Annotated in this window: 16 protein-coding genes; 4 read left to right on the plus strand and 12 right to left on the minus strand. The window is 72.9% G+C overall.

The genetic code is table 11. The features are described 5' to 3' along the window. Nucleotides 1–121: 121 nt before the first annotated feature. The 8 genes from argH to AC07BF_RS33010 all read right to left on the minus strand — a co-directional run bounded on the left by argH (nucleotide 122) and on the right by AC07BF_RS33010 (nucleotide 9,334). Complete coding sequence (gene argH / locus AC07BF_RS32975; protein ID WP_350877916.1) at nucleotides 122–1,558, minus strand: argininosuccinate lyase; 1,437 nt, start codon at nucleotides 1,556–1,558, stop codon at nucleotides 122–124. 44 nt (nucleotides 1,559–1,602) lie between these two features. Then, a complete protein-coding gene (locus AC07BF_RS32980; RefSeq protein ID WP_363583794.1) occupies nucleotides 1,603–2,796 on the minus strand; it encodes an argininosuccinate synthase in 1,194 nt (397 codons plus the stop codon). Between the two features lie 181 nt (nucleotides 2,797–2,977). After that, the gene (locus AC07BF_RS32985) at nucleotides 2,978–3,526 is read right to left on the minus strand and encodes an arginine repressor (protein ID WP_063346843.1); all 549 of its coding nucleotides are present in this window, start codon (nucleotides 3,524–3,526) and stop codon (nucleotides 2,978–2,980) included. A 23-nt stretch (nucleotides 3,527–3,549) separates the two neighbouring features. Next, nucleotides 3,550–4,755: an acetylornithine transaminase gene (locus tag AC07BF_RS32990; RefSeq protein ID WP_400803659.1), complete on the minus strand. Its 1,206-nt coding sequence runs from the start codon at nucleotides 4,753–4,755 to the stop codon at nucleotides 3,550–3,552. Continuing rightward, nucleotides 4,752–5,627: an acetylglutamate kinase gene (gene argB, locus AC07BF_RS32995; protein WP_350878043.1), complete on the minus strand. Its 876-nt coding sequence runs from the start codon at nucleotides 5,625–5,627 to the stop codon at nucleotides 4,752–4,754. The genes AC07BF_RS32990 and argB overlap by 4 nt, the downstream gene beginning before the upstream one ends. A 144-nt stretch (nucleotides 5,628–5,771) precedes the next feature. Next, entirely contained in the window at nucleotides 5,772–6,926 is a 1,155-nt protein-coding gene (argJ, locus tag AC07BF_RS33000; protein ID WP_363583959.1) for a bifunctional glutamate N-acetyltransferase/amino-acid acetyltransferase ArgJ, read from the minus strand. Nucleotides 6,927–6,940: 14 nt separating this feature from the next. Then, nucleotides 6,941–7,969 (minus strand): N-acetyl-gamma-glutamyl-phosphate reductase, encoded by a 1,029-nt coding sequence (gene argC, locus AC07BF_RS33005; RefSeq protein WP_363583798.1) that lies wholly within the window; start codon nucleotides 7,967–7,969, stop codon nucleotides 6,941–6,943. A gap of 162 nt (nucleotides 7,970–8,131) precedes the next feature. Continuing rightward, complete coding sequence (locus tag AC07BF_RS33010) at nucleotides 8,132–9,334, minus strand: methyltransferase (protein ID WP_478334321.1); 1,203 nt, start codon at nucleotides 9,332–9,334, stop codon at nucleotides 8,132–8,134. Nucleotides 9,335–9,416: 82 nt separating this feature from the next. Here AC07BF_RS33010 and AC07BF_RS33015 point away from each other — a divergent pair, with 82 nt between their 5' ends. Both AC07BF_RS33015 and AC07BF_RS33020 read left to right on the plus strand, forming a co-directional pair. Then, nucleotides 9,417–9,842 carry a VOC family protein gene (locus AC07BF_RS33015; protein ID WP_063346847.1) on the plus strand — a complete coding sequence of 142 codons (426 nt, stop codon included), beginning with the start codon at nucleotides 9,417–9,419 and terminating at the stop codon, nucleotides 9,840–9,842. Between the two features lie 62 nt (nucleotides 9,843–9,904). After that, nucleotides 9,905–10,279 carry an RNA-binding S4 domain-containing protein gene (locus AC07BF_RS33020; protein ID WP_363627458.1) on the plus strand — a complete coding sequence of 125 codons (375 nt, stop codon included), beginning with the start codon at nucleotides 9,905–9,907 and terminating at the stop codon, nucleotides 10,277–10,279. 32 nt (nucleotides 10,280–10,311) lie between these two features. Here AC07BF_RS33020 and AC07BF_RS33025 read toward each other — a convergent pair whose 3' ends face one another. Next, entirely contained in the window at nucleotides 10,312–10,818 is a 507-nt protein-coding gene (locus AC07BF_RS33025) for an FBP domain-containing protein (RefSeq protein ID WP_363618188.1), read from the minus strand. Nucleotides 10,819–11,028: 210 nt separating this feature from the next. Further along, the gene (locus AC07BF_RS33030; RefSeq protein ID WP_400986341.1) at nucleotides 11,029–11,913 is read right to left on the minus strand and encodes an SAM-dependent methyltransferase; all 885 of its coding nucleotides are present in this window, start codon (nucleotides 11,911–11,913) and stop codon (nucleotides 11,029–11,031) included. Between the two features lie 275 nt (nucleotides 11,914–12,188). On the opposite strand from AC07BF_RS33030, the gene AC07BF_RS33035 reads away from it, so the two are divergent. Beyond that, nucleotides 12,189–13,148 (plus strand): polysaccharide deacetylase family protein, encoded by a 960-nt coding sequence (locus tag AC07BF_RS33035; RefSeq protein WP_363583808.1) that lies wholly within the window; start codon nucleotides 12,189–12,191, stop codon nucleotides 13,146–13,148. Between the two features lie 67 nt (nucleotides 13,149–13,215). Here the strand turns inward: AC07BF_RS33035 and AC07BF_RS33040 are convergent, their stop codons facing one another. Then, nucleotides 13,216–14,034 (minus strand): SDR family NAD(P)-dependent oxidoreductase, encoded by an 819-nt coding sequence (locus tag AC07BF_RS33040; RefSeq protein WP_350877926.1) that lies wholly within the window; start codon nucleotides 14,032–14,034, stop codon nucleotides 13,216–13,218. A 283-nt stretch (nucleotides 14,035–14,317) separates the two neighbouring features. Between AC07BF_RS33040 and AC07BF_RS33045 the strand changes: the two genes are divergently transcribed. After that, entirely contained in the window at nucleotides 14,318–15,187 is an 870-nt protein-coding gene (locus AC07BF_RS33045) for a 3-hydroxybutyryl-CoA dehydrogenase (protein WP_478334322.1), read from the plus strand. A 69-nt stretch (nucleotides 15,188–15,256) separates the two neighbouring features. Here the strand turns inward: AC07BF_RS33045 and AC07BF_RS33050 are convergent, their stop codons facing one another. Continuing rightward, a complete protein-coding gene (locus AC07BF_RS33050) occupies nucleotides 15,257–16,099 on the minus strand; it encodes a chitosanase (protein WP_363583812.1) in 843 nt (280 codons plus the stop codon). Between the last annotated feature and the right edge of the window lie 259 nt (nucleotides 16,100–16,358).

The raw sequence follows: 16,358 nt of genomic DNA on the forward strand, positions 1-16,358 counted from the left end.
GGTGGGGGCAAACAGTGGGGGGGGGGGGGGGGGGGGGTGGGGGGGGGAGAGGGGGGGGGGGGGGGGGGCGGGGGGGGCCCCCCCCTCCCCCCCCCCCCCCCCCTCCCCCGCAGACCGGTGGTCAGCCCTGGATCCACTCCTGCTGCCGCGCCAGGTCCGCCTTCACCTCGGCGAGCTGGACCGCCACCGCCGACGGCGCGGTGCCGCCGCGCCCGTTGCGGGAGGCGATGGCGCCGTGCACGCTGAGCACCGACCGGACCTCGGGCGTCAGGTGCACCGAGATCGCCGCGAACTGCTCGTCCGTCAGGTCGGACAGCTCGATGCCCTCGGCCTCGCAGACCTTGACGCAGGCGCCGGCCACCTCGTGCGCGACCCGGAACGGCACGCCCTGCTTGACCAGCCACTCGGCGATGTCGGTGGCGAGCGAGAAGCCGGCCGGGGCCAGCTCCTCCAGCCGCTCCCGGTGCACGGTGAGGGTGGCCATCATCCCGGTGAACGCGGGCAGCAGCACCTCCAGCGTGTCGCAGGAGTCGAACACCGGCTCCTTGTCCTCCTGGAGGTCCCGGTTGTAGGCGAGCGGCAGGGCCTTGAGCGTGGCCAGCAGGCCGGTCAGGTTGCCGATCAGCCGGCCGGACTTGCCCCGGGCGAGCTCGGCGATGTCCGGGTTCTTCTTCTGCGGCATGATCGAGGAACCGGTGGAGAAGGCGTCGTGCAGCGTGATGAAGCCGAACTCCTTGGTGTTCCAGATGATCACCTCCTCCGCGATCCGGGAGAGGTTGATGCCGATCATCGCGGTCACGAACGCGAACTCGGCGACGAAGTCGCGCGAGGCCGTGCCGTCGATGGAGTTGCCGACCGAGCCGCCCTCGAAGCCGAGGTCGGCGGCGACGGCCTGCGGGTCGAGGCCGAGCGAGGAGCCGGCCAGCGCCCCGGAGCCGTACGGGGAGACGGCGGTGCGGGCGTCCCACTGGCGCAGCCGCTCGGCGTCCCGGCCGAGGGCCTGCACGTGCGCGAGGACGTGGTGGGCGAAGAGGACGGGCTGGGCGTGCTGGAGGTGGGTGCGGCCCGGCATCGCGGTGTCCGGGTGCGCCTCGGCGAGGCCGACCAGGGCGTGCTGGAGGTCGAGCACCAGGGCGCCGATGGTCCTGGCGTGGTCCCGCAGGTACATCCGGAACAGGGTGGCGATCTGGTCGTTGCGCGAGCGCCCGGCCCGCAGCTTCCCGCCGAGGTCGGCGCCGAGGCGCTCCAGCAGGCCGCGCTCCAGGGCGGTGTGCACGTCCTCGTCAGCGACGGTCCCGGTGAAGGTGCCCGCCTGGACGTCGGCGAGCAGCTGGTCGAGGCCGGCCAGCATCGCGGCGAGCTCGTCCTCGGAGAGCAGGCCGGCCTTGTGCAGGACCCGGGCGTGGGCCTTGGAGCCGGCGATGTCGTACGGCGCGAGGCGCCAGTCGAAGTGGACCGAGGCGGAGAGCCTGGCCAGCGCCTCGGACGGGCCGTCGGCGAAGCGCGCGCCCCAGAGGCGGACGTCGGCGGTCTGGTCTGCGTGCTGGTCGGCGGACATCGCGTGGGCTCCTGACGGGGAAGGGGGGTGGGGACGGGAGGGGATCAGGCGAGGTCGCGGCGGGCGGCGAGCTTCGAGGACATCCCGAAGATCTCGATGAAGCCCTTGGACATCGACTGGTCGAAGGTGTCGCCGGTGTCGTAGGTGGCGAGGTTGAAGTCGTACAGCGACTGGTCGGACCTACGGCCGTTGACCACGGCCCGGCCGCCGTGCAGGACCATCCGGATCTCGCCGGAGACGTGCTGGTTGGCCTCGTTCACGAAGCCGTCCAGCGCGCGCTTGAGCGGGGAGAACCAGAGGCCGTCGTAGACGAGTTCGGCCCAGCGCTGCTCCACCTGCCGCTTGTAGCGGGCGAGTTCGCGCTCGACGGTGACGTTCTCCAGGGCCTGGTGGGCGGTGATCAGGGCGATCGCGCCGGGGGCCTCGTAGATCTCCCGGGACTTGATGCCGACCAGCCGGTCCTCGACCATGTCCAGCCGGCCGACGCCCTGGGCGCCGGCCCGCTTGTTGAGCTCCTCGATGGCCTGGAGGACGGTGACCTTGCGGCCGTCGACGGCCACCGGGACGCCGGCGTCGAAGGTGATGACCACCTCGTCGGCCTCGCGCGGGGCGGCCGGGTCCTGGGTGTAGTCGTAGACGTCCTCGATCGGGGCGTTCCAGATGTCCTCCAGGAAGCCGGTCTCGACGGCCCGGCCGAAGACGTTCTGGTCGATCGAGTACGGGGACTTCTTGGTGGTGGCGATCGGCAGGCCCTTGGCCTCGGCGAAGGCGATCGCCTTGTCCCGGGTCATCGCGTAGTCGCGCACCGGGGCGATGCACTTCAGGCCGGGGGCCAGCGAGTTGATGCCGACCTCGAACCGGACCTGGTCGTTGCCCTTGCCGGTGCAGCCGTGCGCGACGGTGGTGGCGCCGTGCTTGCGGGCGGCGGCGGCCAGGTGCTTGACGATGACCGGCCGGGACAGCGCGGAGACCAGCGGGTACTGGCCCTGGTAGAGCGCGTTGGCCTTGATCGCCGGGAGGCAGTACTCGTCGGCGAACTCGTCGCGGGCGTCCGCGACCTCGGCCTCGACGGCGCCGCAGTCCAGCGCGCGCTGGCGGATCGCCTCCAGGTCCTCGCCGCCCTGGCCGACGTCGACGGCGACGGCGATGACCTCGGCGCCCGTCTCCTCGGCGATCCAGCCGATGCAGACGGAGGTGTCCAGTCCGCCCGAGTAGGCGAGTACGACGCGCTCGGCCACGGCTTTCTCCTTACAGCTCTACGTACAGGGTTTCCGTACAGGTTTACGGCGACAGGCATAAGTATGCACTAGTCCGTATGAAACACAAAACCCCGGCCGGGGAAGTCTCCACCGGTCGGGGTTTCGTGTCGTTGCGCGTCGTTGCGCGTCGTTGCGCGTCGGGGTCTCGCGTCGTCGCGCGCTACTGGGCCTTCGCCTGGGCGAGTTGCATGAGGTGGTCGGCGAGCGCCTGGCCGCCCGCCGGGTCCCGACTGATCAGCAGGACGGTGTCGTCGCCGGCGATGGTGCCGATGATCTCGAACACCTCCGCCTGGTCGATCGCCGAGGCGAGGAACTGCGCGGCCCCCGGAGGGGTGCGCAGCACCACCAGGTTGCCGGAGGCCGTCGCGGAGACCATCAGCTCGCCGGCCAGCCGGGCCATCCGGCCCTCGCTGGCCGACTCCCCCATCGGCGCGCGCGGCGTGCGGTCGCCGCCCTCCGCCGGGACGGCGTAGATCAGCGCGCCGTCCCGGTTGCGGATCTTGACCGCGCCCAGCTCGTCCAGGTCCCGGGAGAGCGTCGCCTGGGTGACCACGAGTCCGTCGTCGGCGAGCAGCTTGGCGAGCTGGCTCTGCGAGCGCACGGGCTGGCGGGTGAGCAGGTCCACGATCCGCCGGTGCCGCGCGGTGCGGGTCTGCGGCACCTGCGGCGACGGGCCTGCGGCGGACGGGCCGGAGTGGGAAACGGTCATGTGGTTATTCTCCCGGACAACGGTCAGCTCGCATCGGCCGGGGCGCTCTCGCGCACCGCCCGCAGGACGCCCGGCAGAGCGGCGAGGAAGGCGTCCGCCTCCTGCTCGGTCAGTACCAGCGGCGGGGCCAGCCGGACGGCGTCCGGGACGGCCGCGTTGACCAGGAAGCCCGCCTCCTGCGCGGCGGCCTGCACCCGTGCCGACACCGGCTCGGTGAGCACGATGCCGAGCAGCAGTCCGGCGCCGCGCACGTGCGAGACCAGCGGGTCGCCGATCGCCTCGACGCCCTGGCGCAGCCGCTCGCCCAGCTTGCGGACGTGCTCCAGCAGGCCCTCGGACTCGATGGTGTCCAGCACCGCGAGCCCGGCCGCCGCGGCCACCGGGTTGCCGCCGAAGGTGGTGCCGTGCTGGCCCGGGGTGAGCAGTTCGGCGGCCTCGCCGAAGGCCAGCACCGCGCCCATCGGCAGCCCGCCGCCGAGCGCCTTGGCGAGGGTGACGACGTCCGGCTCGACGCCCTCGACGGCCTGGTGGGCGTACCAGTACCCGGTGCGGCCGACGCCGGTCTGGATCTCGTCCAGGACCAGCAGGGTACCCGTGGCCCGGGTGATCTCGCGGGCCGCCCTCAGGTAGCCCTCGGGCAGCGGGATGGCGCCGTTCTCGCCCTGGATCGGCTCCAGGAAGACCGCCGCGGTCTCGGTGGTGACGGCCGCGCGCAGCGCCTCGACGTCGCCGAACGGGACGTGCGTGACGTCGCCGGGCAGCGGGCGGAACGGCTCCTGCTTGGCCGACTGGCCGGTGAGCGCGAGGGCGCCCATCGTCCGGCCGTGGAAGGCGCCCTGGAGGGCGACCAGGTGGGTGCGGCCGGTCCGGCGGCTGATCTTGAACGCGGCCTCGTTGGCCTCGGCGCCGGAGTTGCAGAAGAACACCCGGCCGCCCTCCCGGCCGTCCAGCCGCAGCAGCCGCTCGGCGAGGGCGATGGTCGGCTCGGCCATGAAGAGGTTGGAGACGTGGCCCAGGGTGGCAATCTGCCGGCTGACCGCCTCGACGACCGCCGGGTGGGCGGTGCCGAGCGCGTTGACGGCGATGCCGCCGAGCAGGTCGGTGTACTCCTTGCCGTCGGCGTCCCAGAGCTTGGCGCCCGCACCGCGCACCAGCGCGATCCGCGGGGTGCCGTAGTTGTCGGTGAAGGTGTGCTGCCACCGGCCGGTCAGTTGCTCGTTCGCGGTCATGCCAGTCCCCCGGTCACGGTCTGTTCGTCGTCCGGCACGACCATCGTGCCGATGCCCTCGTCGGTGAAGATCTCCAGCAGCAGGCTGTGCTGCACCCGGCCATCCAGGACGCGGGCGGTGCCCACCCCGGAGCGGACGGCGCGCAGGCAGCCCTCCATCTTGGGGAGCATGCCGCTGGCCAGGCTCGGCAGCAGCTCCTCCAGCTCGCTCGCGGCGAGTTGGCTGATCACGTCGTCGGAGTTTGGCCAGTCCGCGTAGAGGCCCTCGACGTCGGTCAGGACCACCAGCATCTCGGCGCCCAGCGAGACCGCGAGGGCGGCCGCGGCGGTGTCGGCGTTGATGTTGTAGACGTGGCCGTCGGCGCCGCGCGCGATCGAGGAGATGACCGGGATCCGGCCGTCGGCGATCAGCGCCTTCACCGCGCCGGCCTCGATGTTGACGATGTCGCCGACCAGGCCGATGTCGACCTGCTCGCCGTCCACCACCGCGTACCGCTTGACCGCCGTCATGGTGTGCGCGTCCTCGCCGGTCATGCCGACCGCGAACGGGCCGTGCTCGTTGAGCAGGCCGACGAGTTCGCGCTGCACCTGGCCGGCCAGCACCATCCGGACCACGTCCATGGTCTCGGGGGTGGTGACCCGCAGGCCGTTGGTGAAGCTGGACTCCAGGCCGAGGCGGTCCAGCTGGGCGCTGATCTGCGGGCCGCCGCCGTGCACCACGACGGGGTGCAGGCCGGCGTAGCGGAGGAAGACGACGTCCTGGGCGAAGGCCGACTTGAGGCTCTCGTCCACCATGGCGTTGCCACCGAACTTGATCACGACGGTCTTGCCGTGGAAGCGCTCCAGCCACGGCAGCGCCTCGATCAGCGTCATCGCCTTGGGCAACGCGGTGTTGTTGCGGGCCTGTTCGCCCTTGGGTGCGATCTTCACGGGTGTCCCTCGTCCGAACGGGTGTCGCGCATCGGGTGTCGCGGATCAGGTGGCGCGCATCGGGTGGCGCGCGTCACCTGTCGGGCATCAGGTCGAGTAGGCGCTGTTCTCGTGGACGTAGTCGGCGGTGAGGTCGTTGGTCCACAACGAGGCACTCTCCGTACCGGCGTTGAGGTTCGCGGTGATGACGACCTCGCGGCCGGCCATGTCCACCAGGGTGCGGTCCTCGCCGACGCTGCCGTCCTTGCAGACCCAGACGCCGTTGATGGCCACGTCCAGCCGGTCCGGGTCGAAGGCGGCGTCGGTGGTGCCGATCGCGGCCAGCACCCGGCCCCAGTTGGGGTCCTCGCCGTGGATGGCGCACTTGAGCAGGTTGTTGCGGCTGATCGTCCGGGCGACGTCGACGGCCTCCTGCTCGGTGGCGGCGCCGGTGACGTCGATCCGGATGTCCTTGCTGGCGCCCTCGGCGTCGGCGATCAGCCGGCGGGCCAGCTCGGCGCTGACGGTGCGGACCGCCTCGGCGAACTCGGCCTCGTCCGGGACGACGCCGGAGGCGGCCGAGGCCAGCAGCAGCACGGTGTCGTTGGTGGACATGCAGCCGTCGGAGTCGATCCGGTCGAAGGTGGTGCGGGTGGCGCCGCGCAGCGCGGTGTCCAGGGCGGCGGCGTCCAGGTCGGCGTCGGTGGTGATCACGACCAGCATGGTGGCCAGGCTCGGGGCGAGCATGCCCGCGCCCTTGGCCATGCCGCCGACCGTCCAGCCCGCCGGGCTGGTGACCTGGGCGGTCTTGTGCACGGTGTCGGTGGTCTTGATGGCGATCGCGGCGGCCTCGCCGCCGGTCGCGCTCAGCTCCCGGACGGCCAGCGCGACGCCGGGCAGCAGGACGTCCATCGGGAGGCGCTCGCCGATCAGGCCGGTGGAGGCGACGGCGACCTCGCCGGCGTTGAGCTCCAGCTCCCCGGCGACCTTCTCCGCGGTGGCGTGGGTGTCCTGGAAGCCGAGCGGGCCGGTGCAGGCGTTGGCGCCGCCGGAGTTGAGGACCACGGCGGACACCTGGCCGCCCTTGAGGACCTGCTCGGACCAGACGACCGGCGCGGCCTTGACGCGGTTGGCGGTGAAGACGCCGGCGGCGGCGAGCGCGGGGCCGTCGTTGACCACCAGGGCGAGGTCGGGGGTGCCGGAGGCCTTGATGCCGGCGGTCACACCGGCGGCCCGGAAGCCCTTGGCGGCCGTCACGCCCACGTTCGTACTGTTGCTCACGGTGCGACTCCGTTCACGGGAAGGCCCAGCTCCTCGGGCAGGCCCAGGGCGATGTTCATGCTCTGCACCGCGCCGCCCGCGGTGCCCTTCACGAGGTTGTCGATCGCGCTGATCGCGATGATCCGCCCGGCGGTGGCGTCCAGCGCGACCTGGACGAGGGCGGTGTTGGCGCCGTAGACGCTGCTGGTCTGCGGCCACTGCCCCTCGGGCAGCAGGTGGACGAACGGCTCGTCCGCGAACGCCCCGGCGTAGGCGGCGCGCAGGCTCTCGGCGGTCACGCCGGGCCGCGCCTTGGCGGAGCAGGTGGCGAGGATGCCGCGCGGCATCGGGACGAGGGTCGGCGTGAAGGAGACGGTGACGGGCTCGCCCGCGACCGGGGTGAGGTTCTGCACCATCTCCGGGGTGTGCCGGTGCACGCCGCCGACGCCGTACGGGCTGACGTTGCCCATGACCTCGCTGCCCAGCAGGTGGGTCTTGGCGGCCTTGCCCGCACCGGAGGTGCCGGAGGCGGCGACCACGACGGCCTCCGGCTCGGCGAGTCCGGCCGCGTACGCCGGGAACAGCGCCAGGGACACGGCCGTCGGGTAGCAGCCGGGCACGGCGATCCGGTTGCTGCTCTTCAACGCGGCCCGGTGGCCGGGGAGTTCGGGCAGGCCGTAGGGCCAGGTGCCGGCGTGCGCGGAGCCGTAGAACTGCTCCCAGTCGGTGGCGGCGCGGAGCCGGAAGTCGGCACCGCAGTCGACCACCAGGACCTCGTCGCCGAGCGCCTCGGCGACGGTGGCGGACTGGCCGTGCGGCAGCGCCAGGAAGACCACGTCGTGGCCGGCCAGCACCTCGGGGGTGGTGGGTTCGAGGACGCGGTCGGCGAGCGGGATCAGGTGCGGCTGGAGCGCGCCCAGCCGGGTGCCCGCGTTCGAGCCGCCGGTCAGCGCCCCGATCTCCACCTCCGGGTGGCCGAGCAGCAGACGCAGCACCTCGCCGCCCGCGTATCCGCTCGCGCCGGCGACGGCGACTCGCAATGCCATGGCGTTCCTCCTTTGTTGTGGCATGAATATACGCAGTACGGAACATTCATGCAAGGAGCTGCGGTCAGGACCCCGAAGAACGCCCGAAAACCGCCCTGCGTCCGCCCGGCCGGGCCGCCACCGGCCCGCGACCGAACAGCCACCGACCGAGCGGACGCCGGACTACCGCTTGACCGCGCGCAGCACCACGAACTTGGGGTTACCCGCCACCAGCTGGCAGTTCCCGAAGAGACGCCGCAGCTTGACGTGGTAGCCGAGATGGCGGTTGCCGACCACCCACAGCTCCCCGCCCGGGCGCAGCGCCCGCCGGGAACCGGTGAACATCCGCCAGGCGGTGGCGTCCGTGGTGGCCTGGTGCGAGTGGAACGGCGGATTGTTCAGGACGAGGTCCACCGAGCCCGGGGGCGCCACCTCCGGCGCCAGCGCGTCGGCGGTCAGGAACTCCGCCCGGGCGTCCGGGCCCAGATTGGCGCGGAAGGTCTCCTCCGCCGAGGCCACCGCCTGATGGGACTCGTCGACGAACACCAGCTCCGCACCCGGCCCGGCCAGCGCGGCGGCCGTGCCGACCACGCCGTTGCCGCAGCCCAGGTCGACCACCCGGGCCCCGGGCGCCGGGGTCGGCAGGTGGCCGAGGAAGAAGCGGGTGCCGATGTCGAGACGCTCGGCGCAGAACGTGCCGGCGTGGTTGACCACCGTGCGCCCGGAGACCGCCCCGACGTCCGGCGGCAGCGCGTAGCGGTGCGGCCACGGGCTGGGGCCGGGGTCCAGCGCCGGATCCGGGGTGCAGAAGATCAGCCGGGCCTTGCGGGCGGCGAGCGAGGTGCGGGTCGGGCCGAGGATCCGCTCGAAGAGCTGGAGCGTGGAGGTGTGGATCTCGGCGACCATGCCGGCGCCGACCACCACCGTGCCCGGGTGGACGGCGGGGGCCAGCCGGTGCAGCTGGTCCTCCAGCAGGGCCAGGCTCTTGGGCACGCGCACCAGCAGGACGTCGATCCGCTCCGGCGGGGCGTCCCGGGTGGTCAGCAGCCGGGCCGGGTCGACGGTGGCGCCGGCCCGCGCCAGGTTGGCCAGGGTGGCCTGCCGGCCGAGGTGGGAGTCGACGATCTGCACCGGCTCGTGGGCGGCCAGCGCGGTGGTCAACGCGCCCCAGCGGTCGCCCAGGACGACGATCCGGCGGCCGGCCAGGTCGGCCGCGGTGCCGGCGGCGCTGTCCGCCTCGCCCGCGAGGTGGCGCAGCAGGTACTCGTCGGCCGCGTCCCAGGCCCGCAGCCGCTCACGCGGGTCCTCCGGGAAGCGGGTGAGGTCGAAGGCGCCCCACGGCGTACTGAACTGGGTCGCCGCGGCGGGCGTGATCTCGGGATTCATCGTGTTCTCAGGCTATCCGACGGCCCGACGGGGAACCGTTTCGACGGATACTGGAAGAGCCCGGCCGAGAGGGGTGAGGGCGATGGACTGGAAGCTCGAAGTCGTGGTGGTCCCGGTGTCGGACGTGGACCGCGCGAAGCTGTTCTACGAGGAGCTGGTCGGCTTCACGGTCGACCACGACACCCGGTTGCGCGACGGGGTCCGGGTCGTCCAGCTGACTCCCCCGGGCTCCACGTGCTCCATCGTGGTGGGCACCGGGGTCATCGGGGCGCCGCCCGGATCCGTGAAGGGACTGCAGTTGGTCGTACCGAACATCGACAAGGCGCACGCCGAACTCGCGGCCCGGGGCGTCGAGGTCAGCCCGGTCCAGCACTTCGAGGCGGGCAGCCGGGTGGACGGGCACGGCGAGGCCTGGAACTCCTTCGTGTTCTTCAACGACCCGGACGGCAACGGCTGGGCGGTCCAGGAGGCCCCGCAGGCGGCCCGGATGGTGCCGGAGGCGGCGTAGCGGGCGCCGCTGGCTCGGGTTCGGGCTCGGGCCGGTTCGGGCGGCTTGGGTAGGCTCCAGGGATGGCTGAACACGAGGGAAGCGTGCGGGTGGACAGCTGGATCTGGTCGGTCCGGCTCACCAAGACGCGGGCGCTGGCGGCCGCCGCCTGCCGGGCCGGGCACGTGCGGGTGAACGGCGAACGGGTCAAGCCGGCCCAGGCGCTGCGCGCCGGGGACGAGGTGCGGGTCCGCGAGGAGGGCTACGAGCGGGTCGTCGTGGTGCAGAAGCTCATCCGCAAGCGGGTCGGCGCGACGGTGGCGGCGGACTGCCTGGTCGACAACAGCCCGCCGCGGCCGCCGCGCGAACTCGTCGCGACGGCCGGCGAGCGGGACCGGGGCGCCGGGCGCCCGACCAAGCGGGAGCGGCGCGACCTCGACCAGCTGCGCGGGCACTGACCCCGCCGGAACGCGGTGTCCGCGCGTCCCGCTCAGTGCGCGGTGTCGGCGAGCACCTTGGCGAGGAAGGCCTCCAGGTTCCCCACCGTCCGGTCGATCTGCCGCTCCAGCGGCAGCGACTCGTCGGGCCTGGTCACCAAGGCGGACTTCTTCAGCCCGCGCACGTACAGCGAGCAGGCGAGGTCGGCGCAGATGTACGTGCCGACGGTGTTGCCCTCCCGCCCGGCCGCCCCGGCCCGGCGGGCGGCGAGCAGCGCGACGCCGGAGCCCGCGTGCGCGGTGATGCACAGCGAGCAGACGTTGGTCTTGGTGAGGCTGCGGCGGACCGTCGGCACCCGCAGCGTCACGCCGACCGGCTCGCCGCCGTACGAGGCCACCAGGTAGGCCCGGTCGGGCGCGCCCTGGTCCCGCCAGCCGAGGAAGTCCAGGTTCTCCCAGGGCAGTTCCGCCAGGCCCCGAGGGAGGTTGAGTCGACGGGCCTCGCCCTTGGAGCAGTTGACGAAGGACGCGCGGATCTCGTTCTCGCTCAGGGGTTCCATGTCGCGGAAGCTAGCACCGGCCCGCCCGCGCTGTCGTGCCAATTTCTCCCGGTACGTACCGGGGCGGGTCGCTGACGGTCCGTCGCCCACCAGGGTGCACGCCGGAGTGGGTGACGGGCTGTCAGTGGCTGAGCCTAGTGTTCGTGGTGTGCGAGGCCGGTCCCGGCGCAGGAGGGAGGCGTCGGGGCCGGACCGCCTCGTGATCCGGGGCTACCGCCTGAACGCGACGCCCGCGTAGGCGGAGACGTCCTGCCAGCCTTCGGGGAGTTCGGTGGTCGGGACGTGGCCGGGGGTGGGGCGCCAGAGCGGGAGTTGGACCAGGCCGGGGCCAGCGAACTCGAAGTCGCCGAAGAAGGGTTCGACGCCGGCGCGCGGGCGCAGCACCAGGGGGGCGCTGGCGCTGCGGTAGATGCGGGTGCCTTCGGCGGCGCTCTCCCGGGAGGCGAAGTCGGGGCTGCCGTGGGAGAGGATCAGCGCGCTGCCGGGGGCGAGCGCGTCGCGCAGGGTGCGGACGATCTGCTGGGCGCCGTCCTCGTCGCGGATGAAGTGCAGCACGGCGACGAGCATCAGCGCGACCGGCCGGGACAGGTCGACGGCGGCGAGCAGGCCCGGGTGGCCGAGGATGGTGGCCGGGTCGCGCAGGTCGGCCTCGATGACCGAGGTGTGTCCGGCGGGGTGGCCGGCCAGCAGGGCGCGGGCGTGGGTGGCGACGATCGGGTCGTTGTCGACGTACACCACCCGGGCGTCCGGGGCGACCCGCTGGGCGACCTCGCTGGTGGAGCCGACGGCCGGGATGCCGGTGCCGATGTCGACGAACTGGCGGATGCCCCGGCCGGCGGCGAACTCCACCGCGTCGCCGAGGAACTGCCGGTTGGTGCGGGCCAGCAGCGGCAGCGCGGGGTAGGCCGCTATGGCGGCCTGGGCGGCCTTGCGGTCGGCCTCGAAGTTGTCCTTGCCGCCCAGGTAGTAGTCGTACATCCGGGCGGTGTGCGGGACGCCGGTGTCGAGCTCGCTCGGCGGTTGCCAGTCGTCCGCTCTGGCCCAGTCCCAGTCGGTGCCGGTGGCCTCGCCGACGGCCGCGCTGTCCTCGTGCATCCTGTTCCGCCCCCTCTGCCGTGCTCACTGCCGGACATGGCACCGCCTCGGCGCCCGGCGGGCCCGCCCGGTACCACGGGGGTGACCCCGCGTCCGGCCCGGCCACCCTCCCGTGGCGTGCGGTGCGCCGTGATCGTATCCGACGACACGCCGGTGAAACACCGGCAGTTCAGGTTTACGCAACGCCCGGACGGTGGTGTGTGTGCACGTCAATGGCGGTACCGGGGCGCTCCTCGGATCGCCGTGGGTGGCCACCGTCTCTATGCTGACTGCCGATGACTGCCGACCGCCGCACCGTACTGCGCACAGCCGTCCAGCTGGCCGCCCTGACCGCCGCCAGCGGGTTCCTCAGCGCGTGTGCCTCCGGCACCCCGCGCCGGGCCGACGCCGGGGTGCTCGCCGTGCACCCGGGCACCCTCGACCCGCAGCACACCACCGACCCGGCCTGGAACGGCGGCGAGGGCCCGGCCTCCCCCGTGCCGTCCGCCCCGCCGGAGCCGCAGCCCATCGGGGCCGACCCGACCGCCGGTACCGACCCGGCCACCGGCGCGGAGCCGGCCGCCGGGGCCGCGACGCCGCCGACGCCCCCGCCGACGCCTCCGACGCCGCCGGTGCTGCCGCCGCTCGCCGCCGGCACCCCGGTCGAGGTGGTGAACGGGCCGCGCACCAGCAAGTTCGTGGCGCTGACCTGCCACGGCAGCGGCGATCCGAAGCAGGCCACCGCGCTGCTGGAGGCCGCCGAGCAGCGCGGCATCAAGCTGACCGTGATGGCGGTCGGCAGCTGGCTCGACCAGCAGCCGCAGATGGCCCGCCGGATCCTGGACGCCGGCCACGAGCTGGGCAACCACACCCAGAACCACCTCGACCTCTCGACGATGACGGCCGCCCAGGTGCACGACGAGATCGCCCAGTGCGCCGAACGGCTGCAGCGGCTCACCGGCTCGATCGGCCGCTGGTTCCGCCCGTCCGCCGCGCAGTACGCCACCCGGACGGTGCGCGAGCAGGCGAAGGCGGTCGGCTACGAGCACGTGCTGTCCTTCGACGTCGACCCGCGCGACTACAACGACCCGTCGGCCGCCGAGTTGCAGCGCCGGGTGCTGAAGTCGGTGCGCGGCGGATCGGTGGTCGCCCTGCACATGGGCCACCAGTGCACGGTGGACGCGCTGCCGGGCATCCTGGACGGTCTCGCCAAGGCGGGCCTGAAGCCGGTGACCGCCAGTCAGCTGTGCGCCTGACCGCTCTTCGTGGCAGGCCGTCCGAGGGGCACGCCGGCCGAGGGGGCACGCCGGCCGAGGGGCCCGTTCAGCCCATCGGGTCGTCCGCCTTGTACGGGCGCATCCGCAGCGTCCGGGCGTCCGCCGCGCGGATCTCCGCGGCCCGGTTGACCAGCTCCTCCAGGTCGTCCCGCCCGGCGTGGATGAACCGGCCGTGCAGGCCGTCGAAGCGGCCCCGGGCGGCGTCCACGGTGACCGCGACCATGTACGGGATGGAGCCCCAGGTCGTCGTGTCCTTGAACATCGGCATCGCGGCGGTCATGTCGGTTTCGACCGCGCCGGGGCTGATGTCGAGGATGACGATGCCGTGGCGGGCCAGCGAGTCCGCCATGTTGTCGGAGAGCTGGAGCAGCGCCCCCTTGGAGGTGGCGTACGCGGTGTAGTCGCCGTCCGGGCGCAGGGCGAAGCCGGAGTTGAGGTTGACCACCCGGCCGCGCTCCCGGGACACCATGCCGGGCAGGACGCAGCGCAGCAGGTTGTAGGGGCCGCGCAGGTTGGTCTCGATCACCTGCCACCACTGGTTCGCGTCGGTCTCCCAGAGCGGCACCTCCGCGCGGTCGACCAGGCCGGCGTTGTTGATCAGCAGGTCGATCGGGCCGAGGTCGCGTTCGACGACCCGGACGGCCTCGCGGACGGCGCCGGCGCGGGTGACGTCGGCGGTGACGGCGACGCCGCGGGAGCCGTGCCGGGCGCACTCCTTGAGGGTGTCGGTCAGCGTCCCGTGGGTGCGGCCGACCAGGCCGACGGCCATGCCCTCGGCGGCCAGGCCGATGGCGATCTCCCGGCCGATTCCCCGGCCCGCGCCGGTGATCAGGCCGACCTGTCCTGCGAGCGATCCCGTCGGCACCGTGTGCTCCCTTCCCGTCCCCGGCCCCCGTCTGCGGCATTCTTCCGGCCGCCGGGCGGGGGTGGCCCCGGGCGCACGGGCGGCGGGCCCGGCCTCACCCGTTCGGACGACGTCTCGCACTGGCACCCGGCCGGGGAGGGGGTGACCTACTGGCCGGTACGGAGTAGTAACGTCGTCGGGACGGTGACCGGTGCACCCATTCCGGCACACCGGCCCGTTGACCAGCAGCTCGCTGGGCCACCAGTTCGCTGGGCGATCCCCAGCACCACCGAAGGGCAACTGAGTGAGTGACATCGCGCGCGTCGGAGTGATCGGCTGCGGCCTGATGGGGTCGGGCATCGCGGAGGTCTTCGCCCGGGCCGGGCTGAACGTCCTGGTGGCGGAGGCCAGCGGCGAGGCGCTGGAGTTCGGCCGCACCCGGCTGACCAACTCCCTGGACACGGCGGTCAAGCGCGGCAAGCTGAGCCCGGAGCTGCGGGACGAGGCGCTGGCCCGGCTGACCTTCACCGTGGACCTGTCCGACTTCGCCGACCGCGACCTGGTGGTCGAGGCGGTCGCCGAGCGCGAGGACATCAAGGTCAAGATCTTCCAGACCCTGGACCAGGTGGTCGAGCGCCGGGACGCGATCCTCGCCTCCAACACCTCGTCGATCCCGATCGTGAAGCTGGCCGCCGCCACCTCCCGCCCCGAGCAGGTGATCGGCCTGCACTTCTTCAACCCGGCGCCGGTGCAGAAGCTGGTCGAGGTCATCCCGACGCTGACCACCTCGGCGGTGACCACCGAGCGGGTCGAGGCCTTCGCCTCCCAGGAGCTCGACAAGGAGCCGATCCGCGCCCGCGACCGGGCCGGCTTCGTGGTCAACGCGCTGCTGGTGCCCTACCTGCTGTCCGCGGTGCGGATGTTCGAGTCGGGTGTGGCCACCGCCTCCGACATCGACAAGGGCATGGAGGCCGGCTGCGCCCACCCGATGGGCCCGCTGCGGCTGTGCGACCTGATCGGCCTGGACACCATCGTCTCGATCGCCGAGTCGATGTACGACGAGTACAAGGAGCCGCTGTACGCGGCTCCCCCGCTGCTCTCCCGGATGGTCGACGCGGGCCTGCTGGGCCGCAAGTCCGGCCGTGGCTTCTACGACTACACCGCGAGCGCCTGAGCACCGGCCGGTGGACGGCGGCGGGGCCCGGGAGCGATGTGCCGCTCCCGGGCCCCGCTTGGCGTCCCGTCAGCTGTTGATGGCGTAACTGTCGCCGTAGACCTTCCACTTGAGCGGCGGGTTGAGGTCGAAGTTCTTCGCGTTGAGGAAGACCGACTGCTCGGTGTCGACCCGGCTGGTGTCGGAGTGGGCCTGCTCCTTCTTCATGACCACCTTGCGGGCGTCCAGGAAGGCCTTGAGGTAGGTGGCCTCGTCGCCACCCTGGGCGGGGGTCTTGGCCTTCTTCAGGGCGGCGGCGCGGATGCCGCCGAAGCTGTCCGAGCTGTTGCCGGGGCCGTGCATGACGATGGCGTCGTAGTAGGCGAACTGGCCGAGCGCGCGCAGGCCGTCGGACTTGGCCTGGTTGACGGCGGGGTTGAAGTACACCCGGTCGCGCTCGTCGTTCTGGGCCTGCTGGAAGACCGTGTCCTTGGCGGCGGCGGCCCAGTCGTTGACGAAGGGGGTGCCGAGGCCGGCGTGCGAGGCGCTGCCGTTGACCTTCTTCAGGGCCGGCAGGTACTTGGCGAGGACGTTGCCCGGCTTGAGGTCGGTGTAGTGCTGGACGAGGTCCAGCATGTCGCCGGTGCCGGAGCAGAAGCCGATGATGCCGCCGGTGTAGCCGCGCCCGTCGCCGATGTCCTCGATGTACTTGTACTGGGCCTTCCAGTCCAGCGAGGAGTTCTCCGCGCTGGACACCAGCTGCATCGCGATGTCCTTCTTGTGCGGGTCGTCCAGCCCGACTCCCTTGAGCTGGACGGACGTCGCGGACGGCGGCGCGGCGGTGGCGGCGCCGGCGGCCGCGACCGTGAGGGGGGCGGCCACCAGGGCGGCGGCGAGGGCGATGCGGAGGGCATGGTGGTGCTGGGGACGCATACGATGCTCCGTTTCCTCGGGGGGTTAGGAAACTTTCCTAACGAGAATTAAGGCCCTCCTTCCCTGTCCCCGCAAGGGTTTTGACAAAGTCTCTTCAAGGCTCTTCAAAGGCGCAGGTCAGACCACAGGCCCAGGGGCGGGCTCCGGGCAACGCGAAGGGCCCCGGGGGGGGGGGGGGGGGGGGGGGGGGGGGGGGGGGGGGGGGGGGGGGGGGGGGGGGGGGGAGGGGGGGGGGGGGGGGGGGGGGGGGGGGGGGGGG

Source organism: Kitasatospora sp. NPDC043950 (assembly GCF_056435345.1).

Excerpts from the sequence above, each read along its gene's own strand:
- AC07BF_RS33020 (WP_363627458.1), top strand. The coding sequence starts at position 9,905 with ATGGCTGAACACGAGGGAAGCGTGCGGGTGGACAGCTGGATCTGGTCG.
- AC07BF_RS33010 (WP_478334321.1), bottom strand. The coding sequence starts at position 9,334 with ATGAATCCCGAGATCACGCCCGCCGCGGCGACCCAGTTCAGTACGCCG.
- argB (WP_350878043.1), bottom strand. The coding sequence starts at position 5,627 with ATGACGCTGATCGAGGCGCTGCCGTGGCTGGAGCGCTTCCACGGCAAG.
- AC07BF_RS33050 (WP_363583812.1), bottom strand. The coding sequence starts at position 16,099 with ATGCGTCCCCAGCACCACCATGCCCTCCGCATCGCCCTCGCCGCCGCC.
- AC07BF_RS32990 (WP_400803659.1), bottom strand. The coding sequence starts at position 4,755 with ATGACCGCGAACGAGCAACTGACCGGCCGGTGGCAGCACACCTTCACC.
- AC07BF_RS33015 (WP_063346847.1), top strand. The coding sequence starts at position 9,417 with ATGGACTGGAAGCTCGAAGTCGTGGTGGTCCCGGTGTCGGACGTGGAC.
- AC07BF_RS32985 (WP_063346843.1), bottom strand. The coding sequence starts at position 3,526 with ATGACCGTTTCCCACTCCGGCCCGTCCGCCGCAGGCCCGTCGCCGCAG.
- AC07BF_RS33035 (WP_363583808.1), top strand. The coding sequence starts at position 12,189 with ATGACTGCCGACCGCCGCACCGTACTGCGCACAGCCGTCCAGCTGGCC.
- AC07BF_RS33030 (WP_400986341.1), bottom strand. The coding sequence starts at position 11,913 with ATGCACGAGGACAGCGCGGCCGTCGGCGAGGCCACCGGCACCGACTGG.
- argH (WP_350877916.1), bottom strand. The coding sequence starts at position 1,558 with ATGTCCGCCGACCAGCACGCAGACCAGACCGCCGACGTCCGCCTCTGG.
- AC07BF_RS33025 (WP_363618188.1), bottom strand. The coding sequence starts at position 10,818 with ATGGAACCCCTGAGCGAGAACGAGATCCGCGCGTCCTTCGTCAACTGC.
- argC (WP_363583798.1), bottom strand. The coding sequence starts at position 7,969 with ATGGCATTGCGAGTCGCCGTCGCCGGCGCGAGCGGATACGCGGGCGGC.